Origin of the sequence: Streptomyces sp. NPDC006739 (genome assembly GCF_042869815.1) — a bacterium.
Taxonomy (GTDB): Bacteria; Actinomycetota; Actinomycetes; order Streptomycetales; family Streptomycetaceae; genus Streptomyces.
Genome location: NZ_JBIAGM010000001.1, coordinates 538,809 through 562,332 on the forward strand (window position 1 = coordinate 538,809; position 23,524 = coordinate 562,332).

Annotated in this window: 18 protein-coding genes, 1 pseudogene and 1 riboswitch; of the genes and pseudogenes, 9 read left to right on the forward strand and 10 right to left on the reverse strand. The window is 73.1% G+C overall.

Features of this window, described 5'->3' with window-relative positions; translation table 11 throughout:
• Positions 1–126: 126 nt before the first annotated feature.
• The 4 genes from ACFYMM_RS02500 to ACFYMM_RS02515 form a co-directional block, all read right to left on the reverse strand.
• Positions 127–1,011: a hypothetical protein gene (locus ACFYMM_RS02500; RefSeq protein ID WP_388383023.1), complete on the reverse strand. Its 885-nt coding sequence runs from the start codon at positions 1,009–1,011 to the stop codon at positions 127–129.
• 102 nt (positions 1,012–1,113) lie between these two features.
• The gene (locus ACFYMM_RS02505) at positions 1,114–2,394 is read right to left on the reverse strand and encodes a VWA domain-containing protein (RefSeq protein WP_388383025.1); all 1,281 of its coding nucleotides are present in this window, start codon (positions 2,392–2,394) and stop codon (positions 1,114–1,116) included.
• Positions 2,391–4,733 carry a DUF5682 family protein gene (locus tag ACFYMM_RS02510; protein ID WP_388383027.1) on the reverse strand — a complete coding sequence of 781 codons (2,343 nt, stop codon included), beginning with the start codon at positions 4,731–4,733 and terminating at the stop codon, positions 2,391–2,393. The genes ACFYMM_RS02505 and ACFYMM_RS02510 overlap by 4 nt, the downstream gene beginning before the upstream one ends.
• Positions 4,730–5,860, reverse strand: coding sequence for an AAA family ATPase (locus tag ACFYMM_RS02515; protein WP_388383029.1), 1,131 nt, complete (start codon positions 5,858–5,860; stop codon positions 4,730–4,732). Before ACFYMM_RS02515 ends, ACFYMM_RS02510 begins: the two co-directional genes overlap by 4 nt.
• A 133-nt stretch (positions 5,861–5,993) precedes the next feature.
• On the opposite strand from ACFYMM_RS02515, the gene ACFYMM_RS02520 reads away from it, so the two are divergent.
• Together ACFYMM_RS02520 and ACFYMM_RS02525 are read left to right on the forward strand one after the other, a co-directional pair.
• Entirely contained in the window at positions 5,994–7,352 is a 1,359-nt protein-coding gene (locus ACFYMM_RS02520) for an SWIM zinc finger family protein (RefSeq protein WP_388383030.1), read from the forward strand.
• Between the two features lie 46 nt (positions 7,353–7,398).
• Positions 7,399–9,036: a DUF5691 domain-containing protein gene (locus tag ACFYMM_RS02525; protein ID WP_388383032.1), complete on the forward strand. Its 1,638-nt coding sequence runs from the start codon at positions 7,399–7,401 to the stop codon at positions 9,034–9,036.
• An 80-nt stretch (positions 9,037–9,116) separates the two neighbouring features.
• Here ACFYMM_RS02525 and ACFYMM_RS02530 read toward each other — a convergent pair whose 3' ends face one another.
• Positions 9,117–9,539, reverse strand: coding sequence for a cobalamin B12-binding domain-containing protein (locus ACFYMM_RS02530; protein ID WP_388383034.1), 423 nt, complete (start codon positions 9,537–9,539; stop codon positions 9,117–9,119).
• Between the two features lie 158 nt (positions 9,540–9,697).
• Between ACFYMM_RS02530 and ACFYMM_RS02535 the strand changes: the two genes are divergently transcribed.
• Positions 9,698–10,552 (forward strand): esterase/lipase family protein, encoded by an 855-nt coding sequence (locus ACFYMM_RS02535; RefSeq protein WP_388383036.1) that lies wholly within the window; start codon positions 9,698–9,700, stop codon positions 10,550–10,552.
• A 199-nt stretch (positions 10,553–10,751) separates the two neighbouring features.
• Positions 10,752–12,173, forward strand: a complete 1,422-nt coding sequence (locus ACFYMM_RS02540; RefSeq protein ID WP_388383038.1) for a M23 family metallopeptidase — start codon at positions 10,752–10,754, stop codon at positions 12,171–12,173.
• A 25-nt stretch (positions 12,174–12,198) separates the two neighbouring features.
• On the opposite strand, the gene pcrA is transcribed toward ACFYMM_RS02540, so the two are convergent.
• Entirely contained in the window at positions 12,199–14,676 is a 2,478-nt protein-coding gene (gene pcrA / locus ACFYMM_RS02545) for a DNA helicase PcrA (RefSeq protein ID WP_388383040.1), read from the reverse strand.
• Positions 14,677–14,905: 229 nt separating this feature from the next.
• Positions 14,906–15,081, forward strand: a riboswitch (cyclic di-AMP (ydaO/yuaA leader).
• A gap of 7 nt (positions 15,082–15,088) precedes the next feature.
• Between pcrA and ACFYMM_RS02550 the strand changes: the two genes are divergently transcribed.
• The gene (locus ACFYMM_RS02550; RefSeq protein ID WP_388383042.1) at positions 15,089–16,273 is read left to right on the forward strand and encodes an NlpC/P60 family protein; all 1,185 of its coding nucleotides are present in this window, start codon (positions 15,089–15,091) and stop codon (positions 16,271–16,273) included.
• Between the two features lie 46 nt (positions 16,274–16,319).
• Positions 16,320–17,265: pseudogene (locus ACFYMM_RS02555) on the forward strand (tellurite resistance/C4-dicarboxylate transporter family protein).
• On the opposite strand, the gene ACFYMM_RS02560 reads toward ACFYMM_RS02555, so the two are convergent.
• Positions 17,243–17,596 carry a hypothetical protein gene (locus ACFYMM_RS02560; protein ID WP_388383044.1) on the reverse strand — a complete coding sequence of 118 codons (354 nt, stop codon included), beginning with the start codon at positions 17,594–17,596 and terminating at the stop codon, positions 17,243–17,245. The pseudogene ACFYMM_RS02555 and the gene ACFYMM_RS02560 overlap by 23 nt on opposite strands.
• Before the next feature lie 461 nt (positions 17,597–18,057).
• On the opposite strand from ACFYMM_RS02560, the gene ACFYMM_RS02565 reads away from it, so the two are divergent.
• The gene (locus ACFYMM_RS02565; RefSeq protein WP_388383312.1) at positions 18,058–19,122 is read left to right on the forward strand and encodes an NlpC/P60 family protein; all 1,065 of its coding nucleotides are present in this window, start codon (positions 18,058–18,060) and stop codon (positions 19,120–19,122) included.
• Between the two features lie 23 nt (positions 19,123–19,145).
• Here ACFYMM_RS02565 and ACFYMM_RS02570 read toward each other — a convergent pair whose 3' ends face one another.
• Positions 19,146–19,874 carry a LuxR C-terminal-related transcriptional regulator gene (locus ACFYMM_RS02570; RefSeq protein WP_388383046.1) on the reverse strand — a complete coding sequence of 243 codons (729 nt, stop codon included), beginning with the start codon at positions 19,872–19,874 and terminating at the stop codon, positions 19,146–19,148.
• Entirely contained in the window at positions 19,871–21,163 is a 1,293-nt protein-coding gene (locus tag ACFYMM_RS02575; RefSeq protein WP_388383048.1) for a PspC domain-containing protein, read from the reverse strand. Before ACFYMM_RS02575 ends, ACFYMM_RS02570 begins: the two co-directional genes overlap by 4 nt.
• 189 nt (positions 21,164–21,352) lie before the next feature.
• Here ACFYMM_RS02575 and ACFYMM_RS02580 point away from each other — a divergent pair, with 189 nt between their 5' ends.
• Positions 21,353–22,720 carry a PspC domain-containing protein gene (locus ACFYMM_RS02580; RefSeq protein WP_388383050.1) on the forward strand — a complete coding sequence of 456 codons (1,368 nt, stop codon included), beginning with the start codon at positions 21,353–21,355 and terminating at the stop codon, positions 22,718–22,720.
• A complete protein-coding gene (locus tag ACFYMM_RS02585) occupies positions 22,707–22,925 on the forward strand; it encodes a hypothetical protein (RefSeq protein WP_388383052.1) in 219 nt (72 codons plus the stop codon). The genes ACFYMM_RS02580 and ACFYMM_RS02585 overlap by 14 nt, the downstream gene beginning before the upstream one ends.
• On the opposite strand, the gene ACFYMM_RS02590 is transcribed toward ACFYMM_RS02585, so the two are convergent.
• A complete protein-coding gene (locus ACFYMM_RS02590; RefSeq protein ID WP_388383054.1) occupies positions 22,916–23,446 on the reverse strand; it encodes a DoxX family protein in 531 nt (176 codons plus the stop codon). The two genes, ACFYMM_RS02585 and ACFYMM_RS02590, sit on opposite strands and share 10 nt — an antisense overlap.
• Positions 23,447–23,524 lie beyond the last annotated feature (78 nt).

Consider the following 23,524-nt stretch of genomic DNA (forward strand, 5'->3'; position numbering starts at 1 on the left):
GTCGGTTCCTTCGGAATTCCGGGACACCGGCGCCCGCGCGGGGCGTCCAGGTCACCGGAAACGGCTGGGGACATGGCCGGTTCCGTCCGGAGAGGATCAGGGTGTGCTCCGGACGGGCGGGCAGCCCTAGCCGGGGAAGACCGGGATGTCCCGGTGCCCGTCCCGGAGGCCGGTCGCGTAGCCGCGCGCGGGAACGCCGGGCGCGAGCCGCAGCGGCGCCAGGTGGTCGAGGGTGACGGCGTGTGCGTCACCGTGCCGGGAGGCGGCGCCGTCCACCGCCGCCTTGCCCACCGCGCCGTCACGGTCCACGGGGGGCGCGGGACGCGTGGGGGCGGCGGGACGGGCGACCCGCTGACCGCCGCCGTGCGCCGAGGCGTCCGGCGCCGGGACGGCGACGCCGATGCCCGGACCGTAGGCGGTGGGCGTCGACACGGGCACCGCTTCGGCGCCGGACCCGGCACTTCGCGGGGTCGCCGTCCGTCGCGGAGCTTCCGGCCTCGGCGGCGCGGGCGCGGCCGTGACCGGGACGGGCAGCAGACGCCCGGGCAGCGGGGCCGCCCCGGGAAGTGACGGAACGGCAGGGAGTTCGGCAACTGCGGGGACTGGGGGAACTGCGGGGACCGAGGGAATCGTGGGTGCTCCGGGGAGCTTCGGCAGGAGCGGCAGCGAGGTGGGCTTCACCCACTCCTCCACCAGGCCGTGGACCGCCGTGGTGACGACGCTCCCCACCGGTTCCACCGACTCCACCGGCCCGCTCGGCTTCAGCGGATCCGCGACCCGCCGTGCGGGTGCGGGTCTCGTCACGTCGCCGACGACATCGCCCGCCAGGTGAGCCGATGAGGTCACCGACGTCACGGCCGGCGTTCCCTCCGCCGCGTGCGCCTGCTCCCCGCAGACGAACCCGAGCAGGAACAAGCCTCCCACCAGCAGCGCCACTTGCAGCGCACGCCGTCCGGCCACCGTACGCATCACGCGTACAGCGGCACCGGACTGGACTGCTGACAAGGTCAAGAGGGGGAGGGTCCTCCCGTGCGGCGGAATGAGCGTCGATCCTCGCACGGTCTGCCCGCGGTCGCGCAACCCCCCTGTTACCAATGGGTAGTCATGTCCGTTTCACGCCTCGGGTATCGGCAACGGCCGCTTCTCGATCGCCGCCGCCATCACCTCCGGGAACAGATCGGGCGTGCAGGCGAAGGCCGGTGCGCCGAGCGCGGCGAGCGCCGCCGCGTGTTCCCCGTCGTAGGCGGGCGCCCCCTCGTCCGACAGCGCTAGCAGCGCCACGAACTGCACCCCCGACGCCTTCATCGCCGCGACCCGCTTGAGCATCTCGTTCCGTATGCCGCCCTCGTACAGGTCGCTGATCAGCACGATCACCGTCTCCGCCGGGCGGGTGATCTGCGACTGGCAGTAGGCGAGGGCCCGGTTGATGTCCGTACCGCCGCCCAGCTGGGTGCCGAAGAGCACGTCCACCGGGTCGTCGAGCTGGTCGGTGAGGTCGACGACCGCCGTGTCGAAGACGACGAGCCGCGTGTTGATCGACCGCATGGAGGCGAGCACCGCGCCGAACACGGACGCGTAGACGACGGACGCCGCCATCGACCCGGACTGGTCGATGCAGAGGATGACCTCCTTCTTCACGGACTGCGCCGCCCGCCCGTAGCCGATCAGCCGCTCCGGCACGACCGTGCGGTACTCGGGCAGGTAGTGCTTGAGGTTGGCCGCGATCGTGCGGTTCCAGTCGATGTCGTGGTGGCGCGGCCGGCTGACCCGCGCGCTGCGGTCGAGGGCGCCCGTGAGGGTGGCCCGGGTGCGGCCGGCGAGCCGCTTCTCCAGGCCCTCGACCACCTTGCGCACCACCGCCCGCGCGGTCTCCTTGGTCGTCTCCGGCATCGCCTTGTTGAGCGAGAGCAGCGTGCCGACCAGGTGCACGTCGGCCTCCACCGCCTCCAGCATCTCCGGCTCCAGCAGCAGCGCGGACAACCCGAGCCGGTCGATGGCGTCGCGCTGCATGACCTGGACGACGGAGGAGGGGAAGTAGGTCCGGATGTCCCCCAGCCAGCGCGCCACGGACGGTGCCGACGCCCCGAGCCCCGCCGAACGGTCCCGTCCCGACTGCGCTCTGTCCCCCTTGCCGTAGAGCGCGGCCAGCGTGCCGTCCATCGCCGCGTCCTGCCCCGACAGCACGCAACCGGTCCCGTCGGCCGCGTCACCGCCGAGCACGAGCCGCCAACGCCGCAGCCGCTCCCGCTCCCACCCGGGGTCACCCGTGCCGGCCACCGTCGCGGGCGCCGCCGTCGTCGTATCGGCCGCCCCCGCCGCGTCGGTCGCCTCCGGCGCGGCGGTCGCCTCCGGCGTGGCGGTTGGTTCCGGCGTCTCCGTCGTCGGTGTTGTCATGTGCCCACCCCCACCAGTCCGCCGGCTTCTCCGGTCGTTTCGTCCAGGCCGAGCAGCGACCACACCACCGGCAGCACCGCGTCGGCGCGCCCGGTGTCCGGGTCAGGGCCGAACCCGGGTATCCCGGAGGCCGCCGTGTCCGCCGCGGGCCCTCTCCCGCCCGGCCCGCGCCGCACCAGTTCCCCGAGGGTCCTGCGCACTCCCGCCTCGTACGCCGAGAACGTCCGACGCAGCAGCGGCAGTACGTCCGTGAACGCCTCCGCCGGCACCCCGGTCAGCCACGCGTCGACCAGGCCGAGCAGCCGCTCGTCGTGTACGAGCAGCATGCCGCCCCCGCCGCCGACGAAGCCCTCGATCCACGCGGCGGCGTCGGCGGGCGGCGTCCCCCGCGACAGCACGAGTCCCATGAGCCGCGCCGCCGCCTCCTGCCCCAACTCCCCCTCGTCCAACAGGATGCGTACCGCGCGGCCCCGGATGACTCCGGGCACGGTGTCCCGCGCGGACAGCGTGCGCAGCACCGCGCGCCACCGCCGGGGCAGGTCGCCGTGGCCGGGGACGGCCGCCTCCGCGAGCAGCCCCACCGCCCCGTGCACCGCGTCCACCCGGCCCCGCATCTCCTCCGCAGCGTCCGCGTCCAGGGCGGCGCAGGCCGGGGGCAGACCCACGAACACCCGCTCGGCGAGTCCCGCGGCGACCTCGGCCAGCGCGCCGGTGTCGGTGCCGCGCACGTCGCCGTAGCGCAGCGAGCGGACCAGGGCGGGCAGGGCCTCGGCGAGATGGCCGACGTCCGCGTCCAGCGCCGCCCGGTCGGCGAGGACCCGCATCACCAGCGGCAGCGCGTCCGGCAGCGCGGCCAACAGGCAGCGCTCGGCGAGCGCGGTGACCTCGGCGAGCCCCCGCGCGGCCACCGCGTCCCCCTCGGCCCTGGCCGTCGCCGCCGCGCTCACCGTCGTACCCCACACCCCCGCCTCGGCGACCCGCACCGACAACTCGGGCTCCCAGCGCAGCCTCCAGGTCTCCCGGAAGGTGCCCGTGCCGCCCCGCGAGCGGGCCGGTTCGCCCCAGCCCACGCCCAGCAGCCGCAGCCGGTGCAGCAGCGTGCTGCGGCCGGCGTCGGTCTCCTTGCGCAGGTCCAGCTCCAGTTCCCGCTCCAGTGCCTCGGGCTTCAGACGCAGTCGGCGCTGTTCCCGGGCCAGGTCGCGCTGCAAGGGCACCGCGGGCGCCGCCTCCGGTACCTCGCCGAGGGCGTCCCCGACCACCAGCCGGTCGCGCACCAGCGCCAGCGGCACGTCCGAGCCCTCGCACATCACCGCACGCACCGCGTCGGTCGTCTCGCTCAGGCCGGGCAGCGGACGGCCGCGCATCGCAGCGAGCGTCTCGGCCAGCCGCACCGCCTCGATGACGTGCGCGGAGGAGACCATCCGGTCCTCCGCGCGCAGCAGCCCCGCCACCTTGGTCAGCCATCGCTCGACCGGCCGGTCCGGCGCGCGGAACAGGTGCCCGTACCATCCCGGCGCGTCGATGCCGGCGCCGTACCCGCTCGCCCGGGCCAGTCTGCGGTGGGTCCACGGCACCCAGGTCAGCTCGGCCCTGGCCTTGGGCAGCCCCTTCAGCAGCGCCCGGTCGGCGGTGACCGCGGCCGGCCGCCGCAGCGCGGGTACGTGCCACGCCCCGCACACCACGGCCACGGCCTCCCCGAACTCCCGCCGGGCCGCCCGCAGGTGGAGCCGCATGTGCGCCTCCCGCACGAGGTCCCTGCGCCGGCCGTCGACGCCGTACTCCTCCCGGAGTGCCGTCATGGCCTCCTCCAGCGCGGTGAACGGCGCGTACGCGTCCCGCTGCCCGACGCCCCGGTGTTCGACGACGTCCTCCCACCAGCGCTCGGGATCGTCGTAGCCGGCGGTCTCGGCGAGCACGGCGAGCGGGTCGACGCGCATCTGGTCGGCGGCGGGCCCGTCCCCGCCGCCCGATTCGGCGTCGGGGTCCTCCCACGCCAGGGTGTGCGTGGCGGGCAGGTCGATGAAGCGGGCCGCAACGCCTTGGTCCAGCGCCCAGCGGATGACCACCCACTCGGGGCTGAACTCGGCCATCGGCCAGAACGCGGAGCGGCCCGGTTCGTCCACGGCGTGGGCGAGGAGAGCCACCGGCGGCCGCATGCCGGGGTCGGCGGCAAGGGGGATCAGCGCGTCCGCCTCGGGCGGCCCCTCGATCAGCACCAGCTGGGGCCGGGCGGCCTCCAGGGCGGCCAGTACCGCACGCGCGGAGCCGGGTCCGTGGTGCCGCACCCCGAGGAGCAGCGGTCCGGAATCGTGGGCCTTGTCCCACCAGGAGTCGTTCACGCGCTGACCTCCCGGCAGGCCCGGTAGAAGTCCTTCCAGCCGTCGCGTTCACGGACGACCGTCTCCAGGTACTCCTGCCAGACGACGCGGTCGGCCGCCGGATCGCGGACGACGGCCCCGAGGATGCCGGCGGCGACGTCGCTCGGGCGCAGCACACCGTCCCCGAAGTGGGCGGCTAGGGCGAGGCCGTTGGTGACGACGGAGATGGCCTCCGCCGTGGACAGCGTGCCGCTCGGGGACTTCACCTTGGTCCGGCCGTCGGCGGTGATTCCGCCGCGCAGTTCCCGGAAGACGGTGACGACGCGGCGGATCTCGTCGATGCCGTCGGGCACGGCCGGCAGGTCGAGGGAGCGGCCGATCTGGTCGACGCGGCGGGCGACGATGTCCACCTCGGCGTCGGCGCTCTCCGGCAGCGGCAGCACCACCGTGTTGAAGCGGCGGCGCAGGGCGCTGGAGAGGTCGTTGACCCCGCGGTCGCGGTCGTTGGCGGTGGCGATCAGGTTGAAGCCGCGGACCGCCTGCACCTCCTGTCCCAGTTCCGGTATCGGCAGCGTCTTCTCGGACAGGATCGTGATCAGAGTGTCCTGCACGTCGGCCGGGATGCGGGTCAGCTCCTCCACCCGGGCCGTCATGCCCTCCGCCATGGCCCGCATGACGGGACTGGGCACGAGGGCGTCACGGCTGGGGCCGTGCGCGAGCAGCTGCGCGTAGTTCCAGCCGTACCGGATCGCCTCCTCCGGCGTGCCCGCGGTGCCCTGCACCAGCAGGGTCGAGTCGCCGCTGACCGCCGCCGCCAGGTGCTCCGACACCCAGGTCTTGGCCGTGCCGGGCACACCGAGCAGGAGAAGGGCGCGATCGGTGGCGAGCGTGGTGACGGCGACCTCGACGAGCCGGCGTGGGCCCACGTACTTCGGTGTGATCACGGTGCCGTCCGGCAGGGTGCCACCGAGCAGGTAGGTCGCCACCGCCCACGGCGACAGCTTCCAGCGGGCCGGGCGCGGACGGTCGTCCTGCGCGGCCAGCGCGGCCAGTTCGACGGCGAAGGCATGCTCGGCGTGCGGTCGCAACGCCTCGCTCGACGCGCTGCCGCCCGGTTCCACGGACGTCGGCTCCACGGACGCAGTCATGGCTGAGGCCCCCTCCAGCTCGGCCGGTTCGGATCTGGTGTCCACCCTGCACCACGCCACTGACAATGCGCCCTGACCTGCGCAAACGTGCTGGCGAGGGCGATTGTCAGTGGCGGGATCTACCTTCGATGGCATGACTCAGCAGGGGGCGCGCTGGACCGCGGACCAGGTGCTGGCACTGGCGCCTGACGATTCGTCACGCAGGGCGGGGAGCAAGCTCGGCACGGCCGGTCCGTGGTCCGAGGCGGGCAGTTGCGACGAGGGGGCGGTGTGGGGGCTGTGCAAGGGCAGTGGGAGCAGGCCGTACCAGACGATCGTGGACATGGCGGGCACGGCCGCTCCGGCGTACAAGTGCAGTTGTCCGAGCCGGAAGTTCCCGTGCAAGCACGCGCTGGGTCTGCTGCTGCTGTGGGCGGGCGAGGACGACTCGGTGCCCACCGCGCAGCGGGCCCCGGACTGGGCCGAGGAGTGGATCTCGGGCAGACGCGAGCGGGCGCGGGACAAACGGACGGCGGACGCGGGGAGTTCGGGCGGCGGATCCGCCGATCCGGAGGCGGCGCGGCGCCGGGCCGAGCGGCGGGCCGAGCGGGTGACGGCGGGCGCGACCGAGCTGGAGCAGCGTCTGGCGGATCTGTTGCGCGGCGGCCTGGCCACGGCCGAGCGGGCGGAGTACGGGCTGTGGGAGGAGACGGCGGCCCGCATGGTCGACGCGCAGGCGCCCGGACTCGCGGCGAGGGTGAGGGAGTTGGGCGCGATCCCGGCTTCCGGTCCGGGCTGGCCGGTGCGCCTGCTGGAGGAGTGCGCGCTGCTCCACCTCCTCGACCAGGGCTGGCTGCGCCGCGACCGGCTGCCGGAGCCGCTGCGGGCGACGGTCCGCTCCCGCATCGGGCTGCCCGCGTCCGCCGTCGGGCCGCCGGTGCGCGACGACTGGCTGGTGCTGGCCCAGTACGACACGGCGGACGCGAAACTGACGACCCGCCGGATATGGCTGCACGGCGCCCAGTCGGGGCGTACGGGCCTGCTCCTGTCCTACGGCGCGGCCGGCCGGGCGCCGGAGCTGGCGCTGCCGGTCGGTCTGGTCCTGGACGCGGAGCTGTCCCCCTACCCGGGTGCCGGGCAGGCGCGGGCGGCGCTCGGCCAGACGTTCGGGCCGCCCGCGCCCACCTCGGTACGGCCGCCGGGAGTGAGCACGGCCGAGGCGGCGGTCCGGTACGGAGAGGCGCTGCGCGCCGACCCGTGGCTGGACTCGACACCCGTGACCCTGGACCGGGTCGTCCCGGTCCCGGACGGCGAGTCCTGGCAACTGGCGGACGCCGACACGGACTCGGCGCTCCCCCTCACCCCCACCGCCCGCTCCCGTCCGGGCCTGTGGCGCCTGGTCGCCCTCTCCGGCGGAGCCCCCGTCAAGGTCTTCGGCGAGTGCGGCCACCGGGGCTTCGCCCCCCTGACGGCCTGGCCGGAGGGCCCGGGAGAGGCGGTGCCCCTGTGCTGACCCGGCCCGCCTGCCCTGCCGATGACCCGAAGGAAGGAAAGTGTCCATGAACGGGACCCCGCCCACCGCGGCCTCGCCCTCCTGGGAGGACCTCGTCACCTGCGCCCTCCTCGGCACGGACCGGCGTCCCTTCCCGGGCGGCGGGCCCGGCCGGGAGGCGCCCGTGGCACTGCTGGACGCGGCGGCCGTGGAGACCGTACGGCGGCGGGCCGGGGTGCGGCCGGCGCGGGCCGGGAGACGGCCCGAGCCCGCGCCCGAGGACCCGCGTCCCGCGTTGCCCGCCCCGGCGGTGCGCAGACTCGCCCTGCTGCTGGCCGACCGGGCCGGGAACGCGGGGGGCGGGCGCCGGGGCAGCGCGCCCGATCTCATCGAGCTGCTGCCGCAGTGGCTCGCGGCGGCCAACGCGCGCGGCTTCGCGGCGCCCCCGCAGGCGCTGCCCGCGCTGCTGGACGCGGCCCGGGGGCGGACGGACCTGCGCCCGGCGGCGCTGGAGTTCGCGGGGGCGCGGGCGCTGTGGCTGGCCAAGCTGAACCCGGACTGGCGGTTCGCGCTGCGCGCCACGCCGGGTGGCGGTGCGGCCGTGCCCGACCCGGAGGACACCACCAAGGTGCGCCGACTGTGGCAGGAGGGCCTGTTCGCCGAGCGGGTCGCCCTGCTGGCGGCGCTGCGGGCCCGCACACCGGCGGCCGCCCGCGAACTGCTGGCGTCCACCTGGCCGACGGAACGGGCCGAGGACCGGCTGATGTTCCTCGACTCGCTGCGTACGGGACTGGGCGCCGAGGACGAACCGTTTCTTGAGCTGGCACTGGCCGATCGCAGCCGCAACGTCCGGGCGACGGCGGCGGAGCTGCTGTCCGCGCTGCCCGGATCCGCGCTCGCCGCGCGGATGGCGGTGCGGGCCGGCCAGTGCGTGGCGGTCGATCACACCGGGGACGGGCCGACGATCGCGGTGGAGGCGCCGCTTGAGTGCGATCCGAGGATGGAGAGAGACGGTGTGGTGGCCAAACCTCCGGCGGGCAGAGGGGAACGGTCATGGTGGTTGGGTCAGCTGGTCGAGGCGGCCCCGGTGGCGACCTGGTCCGGGCGGCTCGGCGGACGCACCCCTCAGGAGATCGTGGCGCTGCCCGTGGCGGACGGCTGGCAGGAGGAGTTGCACGCCGCCTGGTGCCGGGCGGCGGTGCGGCAGGGCGACGCGGAATGGTCCAAAGCGCTGCTCGGGGCGCCCTCGGCGCCGGAGGCGGGCGGCCCGGGCGCGGTGTCGCTGGCCGAGCGGGCCAAGCTGCTGGGCACGCTGGAGGCCGGGGAGCGGGCCGCGTGGGTGGCCGGGTTCATCGCGACGCACGGGTTGTCCGAGGCGTTCCAACTGCTCGGCGTGTGCGCCGTGCCGTGGGCGCCGCCGCTGGGACGGGCGGTGGTGGACGCTCTCGACATCGCTCGGGACGCGGGCAGTTATCCCTGGAGTTTCAGTGGCGTGATGGGTCTGGCCGAACGCTGTCTGGACCCCGCGGAGGCGTCCCGGCTGGACGGGCTGCTGGCGGTACCGGACGAGCGGGAGGACTCGGCGCCGGGGGCCGGAGGCTACTGGGCGGAGGCGTTCCAGCGGCTGGTGACGACGTTGCGACTGCGCGCGGCGATGGCCGAGGAGCTGGCACCGGCCGGCGACGCCACCGCGCCCGGCGACTGAGGCGAAGGCCGTTCCGGCCGCAAGGTCCTCAGGATGCGCGGCCGGAAAGGGCGCTGGGCCGCCCCGGCCACGTCGTCGGTTCAGCCGGCGGAGGCGGTCGGCTGGCGTACGTTCGCCCGCACCCACTCCACGATCGACGCCATCGTGGCCCCGGGCGTGAAGATCTCGGCGACACCCTTCTCCTTGAGGGGCGGGATGTCCGCCTCGGGGATGATGCCACCGCCGAAGACCAGGATGTCCTCGGCGTCGCGCTCCTTGAGGAGGTCGATCACCGCGGCGAAAAGGGTGTTGTGGGCACCCGAGAGGATGGACAGGCCGATCGCGTCGGCGTCCTCCTGGATGGCCGTGTCGACGATCTGCTCCGGCGTCTGGTGGAGCCCCGTGTAGATGACCTCCATGCCGGCGTCGCGCAGCGCCCGCGCGATGACCTTGGCCCCGCGATCGTGGCCGTCGAGCCCCGGTTTGGCCACCACCACGCGGATCGGACCGGCTGCCACACCCATCACTGCCTCCATGAAGCGACGCGAAGTGAACGAACGTTATCTCCAGCATCCCCCAACCGGCAGTTTCGCGGTGCTGACCGAGGGGGAAATCACACGGTGGGACTTGAGGGCACACGGGGGATCGAGCCGTCCTCCTGCGTGCCGACAGGAGGTCGGCCATGAAGGTCACCGGGGTACTGCTGCAACCGCTTCTTCCGCTGTGCCGGCGTCTCCTGCCCAGCAGACTGGCGGGCCTTTCCCTGGCCCTGCTCAGGTCGACCGCCCTGGAGGCGGCGATCCTGGCGGGCCACATCATGCTGTATCCGACGGGCCTCGTACAGGAGCGCCGCTCCCCCGCGCCGCCCGCTCCGGACGGCGCCGCGCAGCTGCCGGTGCAGTCCGGACCGCCGGTCCTGCTGCTGCACGGCTTCATCGACAACCGCTCGGTGTTCGTCCTGCTGCGCCGCAGCCTCGCCCAGCACGGCAGGCAGCGCATCGAATCGCTCAACTACTCGCCGCTGACCTGCGACATCCGCACGGCGGCCGAACTGCTCGGCCGGCATGTGGAGGAAATCTGCGAGCGCACCGGCAGCCGCCGGCTGGACATCGTGGGCCACAGCCTCGGCGGGCTGATAGCGCGTTACTACGTGCAGCGGCTCGGCGGCGACCTGAGGGTCCGCACGCTGGTCACCCTCGGCACCCCGCATTCCGGCACGCGCGTGGTGCCGCTGGCCAACGCGCATCCGATCGTGCGCCAGATGCGCCCCGGTTCGGAGGTCATGGAGGAGCTGACCCGGCCCGCGCCCGGCTGCCGTACCCGGTTCGTCAGCTTCTGGAGCGACCTCGACTCCCTGATGGACCCGCTGGAGACGGCCTGTGTCGACCACCCCGACCTGGACGCGCAGAACATAAGGGTGACGGGCATCGGACATCTGGCGCTGCCCGTGCACCCCGCCGTGGCGACCGGGATAAGGGAAGCCCTCGACGCCTCGAACCCGCGGGAGCGGGTCGCCGGAGGTCTCACAGTGGCGTGACGGGGTGCGCGAAACCCCCCTGACATCGAACACTCTTCGAACGCAAGGCCAAACCCGCGCCCGGCGTCCCCCGAAACACCGCCGAATGCCCGTTTCCGCCGAGTGGGAAACCTGCCGAAGATTGTCGCGCCCGCATACCGCCGGGTACAGTCGCCGCACTGCTCTGGCAGCCCCTGTTGTCGAGGCGAAAGAGAAGTTGGTGAACGACCGTCACCCGTCGGGGACCATGACCACCCCGGCTCCGGCTTCCGACGCCTCGGCACACTACGCGGCGTACGGCACCCAGCAGGAAGCCACGTACGGCGACTACGGCACCACCGGCTTCGACACCGGCGCCCACGCCACCACGACCTTCGACTCCGACCCGCTGTTCGGCAACATGCCCGGCGACGGCCGATCCACCGGGTCGTACGACTCCACTCAGTGGGCGACCGGCAGTCACCACACCCTGAACTACGACCCGTACGCGGCCCAGCACCACGCCGCCTACGACACCGGCGCCTACGAGACCACCGCCTGGACGGTCCCGCATCAGGCCACGACGGTCGACGCCAGTGGCCAGTGGGACACGAGCGCCTGGGCGCAGCCCGACCAGTCCGCCGGAGCGGCCCCGACCCAGCAGTGGGAGTGGGGTACGCAGTCGTTCGACACGGGTGCGTACGACGCCACGCAGTGGAACTCCGACGGCACCGCCGCCACCGTCGAGCCCGAGCCGGCGCCCGCTCCCGAGCCCTTCGACCAGCAGGCGACCGCGACCTTCGAACAGGTCGTGGACGACGGCGAGTCGGGCGCCACGGGCGAGATGCCCGCAGTGACGTCCCTGCTGGAAGACCAGGAAGAGACCACTCCGGGCCCCACGACACGCGCGGGTGCCCGCAACGCGGCGCGCTCCCGCCGTCGTACGCCCCCCAAGCGCTCCGCGCTGCTGACCATCGCCGTACCGTCGGCATGTGTGATGGGCGTCGCCGGGATCGCCGTCGCCTCGGTCGGCACCTTCGGCGACAACGGCAAGGACACGACGGCCACCGCCTCGGACCCCCAGTCGGTGAAACCGTCCATCGCCAACAGCAAGCTGGACGCCCAGCTCAAGACCCTGTCCGCGGGCGCCGACGACTTCGCCGACCGGGCCAGCCGCACCCAGGAACGCATCGACCTCAAGGCCCAGCAGGCGGCCGAGAAGAAGAAGGCGGCGGCCGAGGCCGCGCTCAAGGAGCGGCTGCGCCCCAAGTTCGTCCTTCCGGTCCTCCAGAAGGGGCTCAGCGCCTATTTCGGTCAGGCGGGCGTGAACTGGATGTCCGTGCACACGGGCATCGACTTCCCCGTCGCCTACGGCACGACGGTGATGGCCGCGACCGACGGCACCGTCACCACGAAGTGGAACAGCGCCTACGGCAACATGCTGATCCTGACGGCCAAGGACGGCACCCAGACCTGGTACTGCCACCTCTCCCGCTACCGCGTCCCCTCGGGTACGACCGTCAAGGCCGGCGATCCGATCGCGTACTCCGGCAACTCTGGCAACTCCACCGGGCCGCACCTGCACTTCGAGGTCCGGCCCGCGGGCGGGGCGGCCATAGACCCGCTGCCGTGGCTGCGCAGCCACGGGCTGGACCCCACATAGGTCCAGCCCCCACGGACGACTGCGGCTAAAGCTTCTCCACCGGCGCGTACCGCAGCAGCAGCCGCTTCGGCTTGTCCCCGAAGTCGATCGTCGCCTCCGCGTTCGCTCCCGTGCCATTCACGGCGACGACCGTGCCGAGCCCGAACTGGTCGTGCGTGACCCGGTCCCCGACGGCCAGCGCGACCACCGGCTTCTCCGAGGTCCGGCGGGTGGCGAAGCCCGAGGCGCCCGACGCCGAGGAGCGCGAGCGGGACGAGGAGAGCGAGGCCGCCACCCCGGAGGCCGGACCCGAGGGCACCGGGGCCGTCGCACCCGTCCGCTTCCACTCCACATGGGCCGCCGGGATCTCCTCCAGGAACCGGGAGGGCGGGTTGTACGACGGCTGCCCCCAGGCGCTGCGCATCGCCGACCTGGTCAGATACAGCCGCTCCCGCGCGCGCGTGATGCCGACGTAGGCCAGACGGCGCTCCTCCTCCAGCTCCTTGGCCTGGCCGAGGGCGCGCATGTGCGGGAAGACACCGTCCTCCATGCCGGTCAGGAAGACCACCGGGAACTCCAGGCCCTTGGCGGTGTGCAGGGTCATCAGCGTGATGACACCGTCGCCGTCCTCCTCGTCGGGAATCTGGTCGGAGTCGGCGACGAGGGCGACCCGCTCCAGGAAGTCGGAGAGTCCGCCCGCCGTCTCGCCCTCGCCGGACTCCTGCTCGAACTCCAGCGCGACGGCCGCGAGTTCCTGGAGGTTCTCGATGCGGGTCTCGTCCTGCGGGTCGGTGGAGGCCTGCAACTCCGCGAGGTAGCCGGTGCGTTCGAGGACGGCTTCCAGGACGGTCGCCGGTCCCGCGCCGGACTCGACGATCGTCCGCAGCTCGTCCATCAGCACGTTGAACCGCTTGACGGCGTTGGCCGACCGCGCGGCCATGCCGTACGCCTCGTCGACCCGCTTCAGGGCCTGCGGGAAGCTGATCTTCTCGCGCTGGGAGAGGGCGTCGATCATCGCCTCGGCGCGGTCGCCGATGCCGCGCTTGGGCACGTTGAGGATGCGGCGCAGCGGGACCGAGTCCTCGGGGTTGGACAGCACCCGGAGGTAGGCCAGGACGTCCCGGACCTCCTTGCGCTCGTAGAAGCGGACCCCGCCGACGACCTTGTAGGGCAGGCCGACGCGGATGAAGACCTCTTCGAAGACGCGGGACTGGGCGTTCGTACGGTAGAAGACGGCGACGTCGCCCGCCTTCGCCTCGCCCGCGTCCGTGAGGCGGTCTATCTCGTCGGCGACGAACTGGGCCTCGTCGTGCTCGGTGTCGGCGACGTACCCGGTGATGCGGGCGCCCGCGCCCGCGTTGGTCCACAGGTTCTTCGGGCGGCGCGACTCGTTGCGCTCGATGACCGCGTTGGCGGCGGAGAGGATGGTCTGGGTGGAGCGGTAGTTCTGCTCCAGCAGGATCGTCGTCGCGTCCGGGTAGTCCTCCTCGAACTGGAGGATGTTGCGGATCGTGGCGCCGCGGAAGGCGTAGATCGACTGGTCTGCGTCACCCACCACGCACAGCTCGGCGGGCGACAGGCCGTCCGGGCCCGACGGTACGTCCACCGGGTGTTCGGCGGTGCCGACCAGCTCGCGTACCAGGGCGTACTGGGCGTGGTTGGTGTCCTGGTACTCGTCGACCAGGACGTGCCGGAAGCGTCGGCGGTAGTGCTCGGCGACGTCGGGGAAGGCGCGCAGCAGGTTGACCGTCGTCATGATCAGGTCGTCGAAGTCGAGGGCGTTGGCCTCACGGAGACGGGACTGGTACATGGCGTAGGCCTGCGCGAGGGTCTTCTCGAAGCCGTCGGTGGCTTGCGCGGCGAAGTCCTCCTCGTCGATCAGCTCGTTCTTCAGGTTGGAGATCTTGGCGCTGAAGGACTTCGGCGGGAAGCGCTTGGGGTCGAGTTCCAGGTCCCGGCAGACCAGGGCCATCAGGCGCTTGCTGTCGGCCGCGTCGTAGATCGAGAAGGACGACGTGAAGCCGAGCCTCTTGCTCTCCCGGCGCAGGATGCGCACGCACGCGCTGTGGAAGGTCATCACCCACATCGCGTTCGCGCGCGGGCCGACGAGGTGCTCGACGCGCTCCTTCATCTCGCCCGCGGCCTTGTTGGTGAAGGTGATCGCGAGGACCTGGCCCGGGTGCACCTGCCGCTCGGCGAGCAGATGGGCGATGCGGTGGGTGAGCACCCGGGTCTTGCCGGAGCCGGCGCCGGCCACGATGAGCAGCGGGGATCCGGCGTGCACGACGGCGGCGCGCTGGTTCTCGTTCAGCCCCTCCAGCAGGGCGGCCGCGTCGAGGGCCGGGCGCGGGGCGCCGTCCCGGTAGTAGGCGTCCCGGTCCGGCGGCGCGTCGAACCGGCCACCGAACAGATCGTCCGGAAGCGATTCCGGAGCGTGGTCGTCCTCGGGTGGCGGGGGCTCCTCCTCGTGGCCGCGGGGGGCCTGGAGGTCGGCCAGGAAGCTGTCGTCAAAGAGGCTGCTCATCGCTCTCCGAGTCTAGGGCGCCGCACCGACAACCGACGGCCGCCCCGGGAACTTGGCCGGACCCCGCAGCTCCCACACTGTGGAACCGCACCGTCACCGAGACGCGATTTTGCCCTTGGGTCACGAATACGTATCGGACATATCTCGCACCAGCCTTCACATCAGTCACACGAGTTGGCTACCGTTCCGTCGGGCCGCACGACCGTCCTCCGGCGAACCTCGCCGGGCCGCGCGGCCTCCGCCGAGTCCGGCGTGCCCCCAGTGCGGCGCCCGGAGCCGGGGACCCACACCGACCTTGGGGTGAATCGGCGCAACTCCCTTCGGGGACGCGGCCGTAGGGCAACCCTTCCGAACCACCCGCCCGAACCCGACAGCTAACTCGGTAGGCGGATCATGGAAGGAGTCGCCTCCCTTGGCGTCGCACCGCAAGCGCCCCGCCGGTCCGCGTGCAGCAGGCATACGCACGCCCGCCCTGGCCACCGCCGCCCTGACCTCCGTGGCCATGTTCTCCCAGACGGCGAGCGCCACGCCGTCCGCCGACGGGAACAAGCCGAGCCTGGAGGAGGTGGAGAAGAAGGTCGACGACCTCTACCGCCAGGCGGAGTCGGCGACCGAGAAGTACGACGCGGCCAAGGAGAAGACCGGCAGGCAGCGCAGGCGCGTCGACACCCTCCTCGACGACGTGGCCCGCCGCACGGACAGGCTCAACAAGGCGCGCGAGGAGCTGGGCTCGTACGCCGCCGCGCAGTACCGGACCGGGGCCACCACCCCCGGCACGGCAACCTTCCTGCTCGCGGACAGCCCGCAGGACTACTTCGACCAGAGCCAGCTGATGAGCCGGCTCACCTCACGGGAGAAGGGCGCGGTCGACGACTACGTCACCCAGCAGTCCGCGACCATGGTCAAGCGCCAGGAGGCCGCCGACAGCCTGCGGACGCTGACCCGGTCGCAGAGTGACCTGCAGACCGCCAAGGCCACCGTCCAGAACAAGCTCGCCTCCGCGCGCGAACTGCTGTCCGAGCTGACGGCCCGGGAGAAGGCGCGGCTGGCGGCGATCGAGAAGCAGAAGCAGCAGGAGGCGGCGCGCCAGGCGGCCGAGCTGGCGAAGCGGCAGGCGGCCGAGCGGACGTCCGGCCAGGACAGCGGCGCGTCCACGTCGGCAGGCACGTCCACGTCGACGGGCACGTCCACATCGACGGGCACGTCCACATCGAACGGCACGTCCCCGTCCTCGAACACCACCCAGGCCGACAAGGCCCTCGCCTTCGCCCGCGCGCAGATCGGCAAGCCGTACGTGTGGGGCGCCACCGGCCCCGGGTCCTACGACTGCTCCGGCCTGACCCAGGCCGCCTGGAAGGCCGCCGGCGTCAGCCTCCCGCGCACCACCTACGACCAGGTGAACGCGGGCACCACCGTCTCCCTCGCCGACGCGCGGCCCGGTGATCTGATCTTCTTCTACGACGACATCAGCCACGTCGGCCTCTACATCGGCAACGGCATGATGATCCACGCCCCGAAGCCCGGCGCCTACGTCCGCGAGGAGTCGGTCTACTACGGCGGCGAATCGATCATCCACAGCGTGGTGCGACCGGCCTGAGCCGCTGGGCAGGGCCTAGCATCGGCGCAGGTACGGGACCTCGGAGCTGCGCGAGTGGTGGGCTCGACGGCCGCCCGCGGCCGGGGCCGCCGTCATGGCGACCGGTGTCCTGTCGGTGGCGCTGCTGCTGACCGGCGACGAGGTGTGGTCCCCGGATCGCACTCGCGTCGGCGTGCGCCGCGTGGCCGGGACTGGCCGCGGACTTCGTCGTACGGCTGCTGGGCGACCGGCGGCGGTGGCTGGCGGAGGCCCGGACGCCGGGCGCGCTCACCGCCGTGGCCGCCACCACGGTGCTCGGCACGCGGATCGCGGCGCCGGACCGGGCGCTCGCCGGCATGGCGCTGCTCGCACTGGCGGCGGCCCTGTGGCCGCCGCTGCTGCTCCTCGTCGTACGGCACTGGCGGCGGCGCATGTCCGGAGCGGTGTTCCTGGTCTGTGTGGCCGCCCAGGGGCTGGCCGTGCCGGCCGCCGCGCTGGCCGCGGCCGAGGCGACGGCCTGACTCGCGCACACGGCGCTGGTGCTGTTCTGGGCGGGCCTGGCGCTCTACGGTCTCGCGCTGCCCCGCTTCGATCCCCGGCAGGTGGCCGAGGGGGCCGGCGACCACTGGATCGCGGGCGGTGCGCTCGCGATCTCGGCGCTGGCCGACGCGCAACTGGTCTCCGCCGGCAGCACGCGCCTGTATCTGTGGAACGGGGACGACCGGGGTGTCCTGCGCGCCGTGACGGTCGCGCTGCTCGCCCCCGGGCCGGCCGGGTACGCCCTGCTACTGGTCGCCGAGGTGGTGTGGCGGCGGCCCGGCTACGACATGCGGCGCTGGTCGACGGCCTTCCCGATGGGGATGACGGCGGCGGCGACGCTGTCCGTCGCCGCCGCCTCCAGGATCCCGCTGCTCGAGGGGCCGGGCCGGGTGCTGACGTGGTTGGCGGTGGCGGTCTGGCCGGCGGTCGCCGCCGGTGCGGCGACGGGGCTCAGGTCCACAGCACGGCGATGAAGACGTTCGCCATGGTGAGGCCGCCGACCAGCGCGAACTGGCTCTTGTCCACCGTCTCCTCGTCGCGCTTGACGTAGACGAGCCCCAGGATCACGATCAGCAGGGCCAGCTTCACGCCGATCTTGATCGTGTTGACGTGGTGGTGGTCGGCCTGGTTGAGGCCGACCAGGGCGACGCCGGTGACCAGCATGGTCAGCGCGCCGTGCAGCATGCCGGGGACGAAGCGGGCCGTGCCCCGGCCCATCGCCTTCATCTGGGTGAGGAAGCCGCCGAGCAGCGCGGCGATGCCGATGATGTGCAGGCCGACGAAGAGATGGATGAGTACGTCCATGAGGCCGGAGCCTAATCAGACACCCCGGGGCCACCTCTCACCGGGGCCCTCGGCCGGGCCCGGCAGCGGCGGGGGCGGGGCGGCCGCGGGGGCAGCGGCGGGGCGCACCGAGGCGCGCATATATGCGCCCATAGCAGCGGACGGTCCCCGCCCGCCCCGGAAACCCGCGCATCGGTCACCACGCTGCGTGAAGCAAACGACTCGCGGGCGGCACGTCGGTCACGTTCGGTCATCCGACGTCCCGTGGAGACAGTTCCGCACAATGCGTTACCAGGTCGTCACAGACCGGTTTAGCGTCCTCCCCCAGGTGACCGGCTTCCCACCGCCGCCCGGGCCAGGGGCGGCTGCCGGTCACCTCCGCCGAGAAAGCCCGGTGGTGGCCCGTTCCCCCTGTGCGGGCCGCCGCCGGGTGCGTGAACCCCTCGGTCGTACGAGGCGTACGGAAGGACGTGACGGTCCAGGTGGCAGCGCACCGCAAGCCCCGACAGCGCTCGCTCGGCGGAACCACGGCCCGCACGGCCGTCACCATCGCCCTGGCGGGCGCGGCCACCGCGACCGGCTTCGACGGGACGGGGCACGCCGACCCTGAACTGACACCGGCGCAGGTGAAGGCCAAGGTGGACAAGCTGTACCAGGAGGCGGAGGCCGCCACCGAGAAGTACGACGGGGCGAAGGAGGAGGCGGACACGGCACGGCGGCGGCTGAGGACCCTGCAGGACGAGGCGGCCCGCGAGCAGGACAAGCTCGACTCGGCGCGGGACGCGCTGGGTTCGGTGGCGGCCGCGCAGTACCGCAGCGGGGACATCGCCCCGGCCTGGCAGCTGGCCCTGTCCAGCGATCCGGACCAGTACCTGGACGGGGCCGCGCTGGCCGAGCGGGTCGGGGGCCGGCAGGCCGGGGCCGTGGCCCGGGTCCGCCGACAACTGCGGGAGATCGAGCAGCTGCGCGGTGCCGCCCATGTCGAACTGGTATCGCTCCGGGCCCGGCAGGCGGAGCTGAGACGGCACAAGAAGACGATCACCGGGAAGCTGGACGAGGCACGACGGCTGCTGTCCCGGCTCTCACCGCGGGAGCGGACGCGGGTGACGGCCGACGGCGGCACGGCCGGCCGCGCCTCGCGGCCGGCCCCGGACGGGCGCGACGCCCCGGCCGCGGCCGACTCCGTCCCGGCTTCCGACTCCCGGGTGGCCGCGGCCCTCGCCTACGCCTACCAGAAGCTCGGCAGCCCCTATGTGTGGGGCGCGACAGGGCCCGACGCCTTCGACTGCTCCGGCCTGGCGCAGGCCGCCTACCGCGCCGCCGGAGTCTTGCTGCCGCGCACCACCTACGCCCAGATCAACGCGGGCCGACGGGTCTCACGCTCCGAACTCCTCCCCGGTGACCTGGTGTTCTTCTACTCGGGCATCAGCCATGTCGGCATCTATGTGGGCAACGGCCAGATGATCCACGCCCCGAACCCGTCAGCGCCCGTACGTCTGGCCCCGGTCGACGAGATGCCGTTCGCCGGGGCGACCCGGGTGGTCTGAGGCGGACCGGCCCACGCTGGGGGTCACACCAGCCGCCGGGCCGTCGCCCAACGGGTCAGCTCGTGGCGGTTGGACAGCTGGAGTTTGCGCAGGACCGCCGAGACGTGGGACTCGACCGTCTTCACCGAGATGAACAGTTGCTTGGCGATCTCCTTGTACGCGTAACCGCGGGCGATGAGCCGCAGCACCTCGCGCTCGCGCTGGGTGAGGCGGTCGAGGTCCTCGTCGACCGGCGGGGCGTCGGTGGAGGCGAAGGCGTCGAGGACGAACCCGGCCAGGCGCGGGGAGAACACGGCGTCGCCGTCCTGGACCCGGAAGATGGAGTCGACGAGGTCGGTGCCGGTGATCGTCTTGGTCACATAGCCCCGCGCGCCGCCCCGGATCACCCCGATGACGTCCTCGGCCGCGTCCGAGACGGACAGCGCGAGGAAGCGCACGGGCCGCTCGGCGTCGGCCATCAACGCGGCGCAGCGGCGCAGCACTTCGACCCCGCCGCCGCCCGGCAGGTGGACGTCGAGGAGGACCACCTCGGGGCGGGTCGCGGTGATGACCGTGACCGCCTGGTCGACGTCGGCGGCCTCGCCGACCACCTCGACCCCCGTCTCGGCGGTCTGTCCGATCTCGGCCTGGACACCCGTACGGAACATACGGTGGTCGTCGACGAGCACCACGCGCACGTGCCTGCTCCCCACGCCGTCCACGGTTCCCTCCGCCGCCCCCGTCGTGCCGTTCGCCTCGGTCGCGTCGCTCATGACGTCTTCTCCGCCCTCTCCATCTCCAGCTCGACCTCGGTGCCGCCGCCCGGCACCGCCCGCAGCCGCGCCGTACCGCCGTGGCGCTCCATGCGGCCGATGATCGATTCTCTGACGCCCATACGGTCGGCGGGTATCGAGTCGAGGTCGAAGCCCGGGCCTCGGTCGCGGACGGATACGAAGACCGCCGTCCCCTCGACTTCGGCATAGACCTGCACGGCACCGCCCTCGCCACCGTACTTGGCGGCGTTGACCATCGCCTCGCGCGCGGCCTGCATCTGGGCGCCGATCCGCTCGTCGATCGGGCAGTCCCCGACCACCACCACCTCGATGGGCACGCCGTGCTTGTCCTCCACCTCGGCGGCGCTGCGCCGCACCGCGTCGGCGACCGTGGCCGGCTCGTCCGCGTCGTCCTTGCCGGTCCCCTCGGGCTTGTAGAGCCAGGTCCGCAGGTCGCGCTCCTGGGCGCGGGCGAGGCGGCGCACCTCGCCCGCGTTCTCCGCGTTGCGCTGGATCAGGGTGAGGGTGTGCAGCACGGAGTCGTGGACGTGGGCGGCGACCTCGGCCCGCTCCTGGGCGCGGATGCGCATCAGCCGCTCCTCGGAGAGGTCCTGGGTCATGCGCACGAGGTAGGGGCCGGCGAGGAGGGTGATGCCGACGAGGACAGCGAGGGCCGCCTGCAGGACCGAGCCGAGGTGGGCGGCCGAACCTTGCATGACGAAGATGCCGGAGACGCCCGCCGTGACGAGCAGCACCCCGACGCCCGCGCGCAGCAGTGTCAGTGTGCGGCGGCGGCTGCCGACCTCGACCCAGCGGGCCCGGCGGGCGTTGTCCGCCTGGCGCCAGACGAGGGCGACACCGGCGGCGACGAGAACGGCCGGGAGCAGATACGCCTTGGCTCCGCTGCCCAGGTTCACACTGCCGACGAAGACCATGGCCACGACGACCATGAGGAGCAGGGCCACGATCTGGCCCCGGTCCGGCTTGCGGGCGACGAGTCTGCGGCGGCCGTCGGGTGCGGTCTCGGTGCCGACCAGCGACGGTGGCTTCTGGCCGGCCACGCCGCCGACGCCGAGGGGGACGAAGAACCAGAACGCGGCGTACAGCAGCGCGCCGAGGCCGTCGGCCATGAACAGGCCGGCGAAGACGAGGCGCACCCAGATCACGGGCAGGCCGAGATGCCCGGCGAGGCCCCGCGCCACTCCGCCGAGCCAGCGGCCGTCGCTGCTGCGGTAGAGCTTGCGCGGCGGCCGCGGGTCGTCGACTGGCACTGCTGCGGCTTCCGGCATGCCATTGATGGTCACACGGCCCGCGGGGCGGGGCATCAGGGTCGGCCCCCGAGACTCCCCTTATCTTCGAAGTGACTGGTGGCGGCGGGTCGTCGCCTGCTTCCCGGGCCCGGTCTCAGGGCCGATTTCAGGGTTCGGCCAGGGTCGTTCCGGCTGCCGTCGGGGCGGCCGGGCCGTCACCATGGACGCATGACGGATCACGAGCACGCCTCGACGGGTCCGGGACCCGGCTCTCGCCCGAGCCCGGCCCCGGCCACCGAGCCTGCCGTCGACGGCGTGCCCCACCGGTTCCGCCGCGACCGGCGGCACAAGATGGTCGCCGGAGTGTGTGCCGGGCTCGGGCGGCAGACCGACATGGACCCGGTGATCTTCCGCATCACCCTGGCCGTGCTGGCCGCGACCGGCGGGATCGGCCTCATCTTCTACGGCTTCGCGTGGCTGCTGGTGCCGTACGAGGACAGGGAGGAGAACGAGGTCCGCAAGCTGCTGACGGGCCGGGTCGACGGACAGGCGCTGGCGGCCGTGCTGTTCGCGCTGGTCGGCTGCGGGGTCTTCCTGACGATGCTGAAGAACGGCGGGGTGCTCGCGTTCGCCGTCGTCCTCTCCCTGCTGTTGGCCGGTGCCGGCTACTGGTCGCGGCGGCGCGGGGCGCCCGACCCCGACCCGCTGGCCGCGCAGGCGGTCGCCGACGCCCCGCCGGAAGCCCAGGCACCGCCGGTGGCCACCGCCTACCCGTCGTGGTGGCGCGACCCGATAGTCAAGGACGGCACGCACGTCGGCGGCACCGGCTATCTGTGGGGGCCCGGGGACACCCGCGCCCCGGACGTCGCGGACGCCGTCGACATCGGCCTCGCCCAGCCGTACAGCCACCGCGAGGCGATACGCACCGCCTACGGGGCCGCCACCACGCCCGCCGGAACGCGCGGCCCGCGCTGGATCGGCGGCTGGGTGTTCCTGCTCGCCCTGCTGGCGGGCGGCACGGGCACCGGACTGACGTGGCGGACCCGGCCGCTGGGCACCAGCCTGCAGTTCGGTCTGGCCTGCGCGCTCCTCGTGTTCGGTCTGGGCATCGCGCTCAGCGCGTTCCTGGGGCGTACGGGGGCGGGGTCGGTGTTCCTGGCGGTCGTCACGGCGGCCCTGCTGGCCGGGTCGGCTGCGCTGCCCAAGGACATCACCACGCACTGGCGGCACACCTCGTGGCAGCCGGTCGCGACGGCGGACCTGCGGGGCAGGTACGACCTGGGCACGGGTGTCGGCACCCTCGACCTGACCAGGCTGCGTATCGCCAAGGGGCAGACCGTGGCGACCGGGGCCCAGGTGGGTGCGGGGCAGCTGAAGGTGATCGTGCCGTCGGACGCCACGGTACGGATGAGCATCGACGTGGGCCTGGGTGACATCCGGTTGCCCGGTGACGACAAGAAGGACGTGAACGTGGCACCGGACAGGCACAAGGACGTGACCCTGTCACCGACGACGGGCCAGAAGAACGCCGGCACGCTGGATCTCGGTCTCCAGGTCGGCGCGGGACAGGTGGAGGTGAGCCGTGCTGCGTCATGAGGCCCAGCCGGGGAGGCTGGTCGCCGGCCTCGTTCTCGTCGCGACGGGCGTCGTCTACGCCGGGGACGCGGCCGGTCTCTGGAACGCCGAGTGGTTCGTGGCGATCCCCCTGGTCGTCGGCGGCCTGTGCCTGGCGGGCGCGACGACGGCCGTCACCAAGGGGATACGCAGACGGCGGGGCACCGCCGGGGGCGGCTACCGGTAGCCGCCGAGCCGCTGCCGGCGCCGGGCGCGCAGGGCCGCGTCCAGTGAGAGGTAGGGGGCGCCGGCCAGGACGAGGGGCAGCCACGCCATCAGGTAGGCGAGGTCGTTGCCGTAGTAGTAGGGGGTCAAGGACCAGCTCACCGTCAGCCACAGGCTGAGCGAGATCAGAGCGCCGCCGAGCGCGGCCAGCCGGCTCAGCAGGCCGACCAGGATGCCGAGGCCGACCGCCAACTCACCGAAGGCCATGGCGTAACCGAAGCCGACCGGGTTCTTCAGGGCCAGGTCGACCAGGGCCGGGATGGCCGAGCTGTCACGGACCGAGCGCATGGTGTCGCCGATCGAACCGGAGCCGCCGGACTTCAGGAAGGCGCTGCTGGTGAGCTTGTTCAGACCCGCGTAGACGAAGGTGACGCCCAGGAAGATCCTTAGCGGAAGGAGGGCGTAGTGGGTGGCGGTGTCCCGCCAGTCACGGCCCCCCTCGCGATAGGGGCTGTGCGTGTCCATGCGCATACCGTGAGTCATCGCTCCAAGCCGCCTCTCGCCCGCCGTGCACAGACCCCCCGACAGAAGATACGTACGGCAAACGGATCCGGCTCAACC

Bases quoted from the DNA above. Each gene is read 5' to 3' on its own strand.
- ACFYMM_RS02575 (WP_388383048.1), bottom strand. From the start codon at position 21,163: ATGCCGGAAGCCGCAGCAGTGCCAGTCGACGACCCGCGGCCGCCGCGC.
- pcrA (WP_388383040.1), bottom strand. From the start codon at position 14,676: ATGAGCAGCCTCTTTGACGACAGCTTCCTGGCCGACCTCCAGGCCCCC.
- ACFYMM_RS02570 (WP_388383046.1), bottom strand. From the start codon at position 19,874: ATGAGCGACGCGACCGAGGCGAACGGCACGACGGGGGCGGCGGAGGGA.
- ACFYMM_RS02505 (WP_388383025.1), bottom strand. From the start codon at position 2,394: ATGACAACACCGACGACGGAGACGCCGGAACCAACCGCCACGCCGGAG.
- ACFYMM_RS02525 (WP_388383032.1), top strand. From the start codon at position 7,399: ATGAACGGGACCCCGCCCACCGCGGCCTCGCCCTCCTGGGAGGACCTC.
- ACFYMM_RS02580 (WP_388383050.1), top strand. From the start codon at position 21,353: ATGACGGATCACGAGCACGCCTCGACGGGTCCGGGACCCGGCTCTCGC.
- ACFYMM_RS02530 (WP_388383034.1), bottom strand. From the start codon at position 9,539: ATGGGTGTGGCAGCCGGTCCGATCCGCGTGGTGGTGGCCAAACCGGGG.
- ACFYMM_RS02590 (WP_388383054.1), bottom strand. From the start codon at position 23,446: ATGACTCACGGTATGCGCATGGACACGCACAGCCCCTATCGCGAGGGG.
- ACFYMM_RS02560 (WP_388383044.1), bottom strand. From the start codon at position 17,596: ATGGACGTACTCATCCATCTCTTCGTCGGCCTGCACATCATCGGCATC.
- ACFYMM_RS02520 (WP_388383030.1), top strand. From the start codon at position 5,994: ATGACTCAGCAGGGGGCGCGCTGGACCGCGGACCAGGTGCTGGCACTG.
- ACFYMM_RS02535 (WP_388383036.1), top strand. From the start codon at position 9,698: ATGAAGGTCACCGGGGTACTGCTGCAACCGCTTCTTCCGCTGTGCCGG.
- ACFYMM_RS02515 (WP_388383029.1), bottom strand. From the start codon at position 5,860: ATGACTGCGTCCGTGGAGCCGACGTCCGTGGAACCGGGCGGCAGCGCG.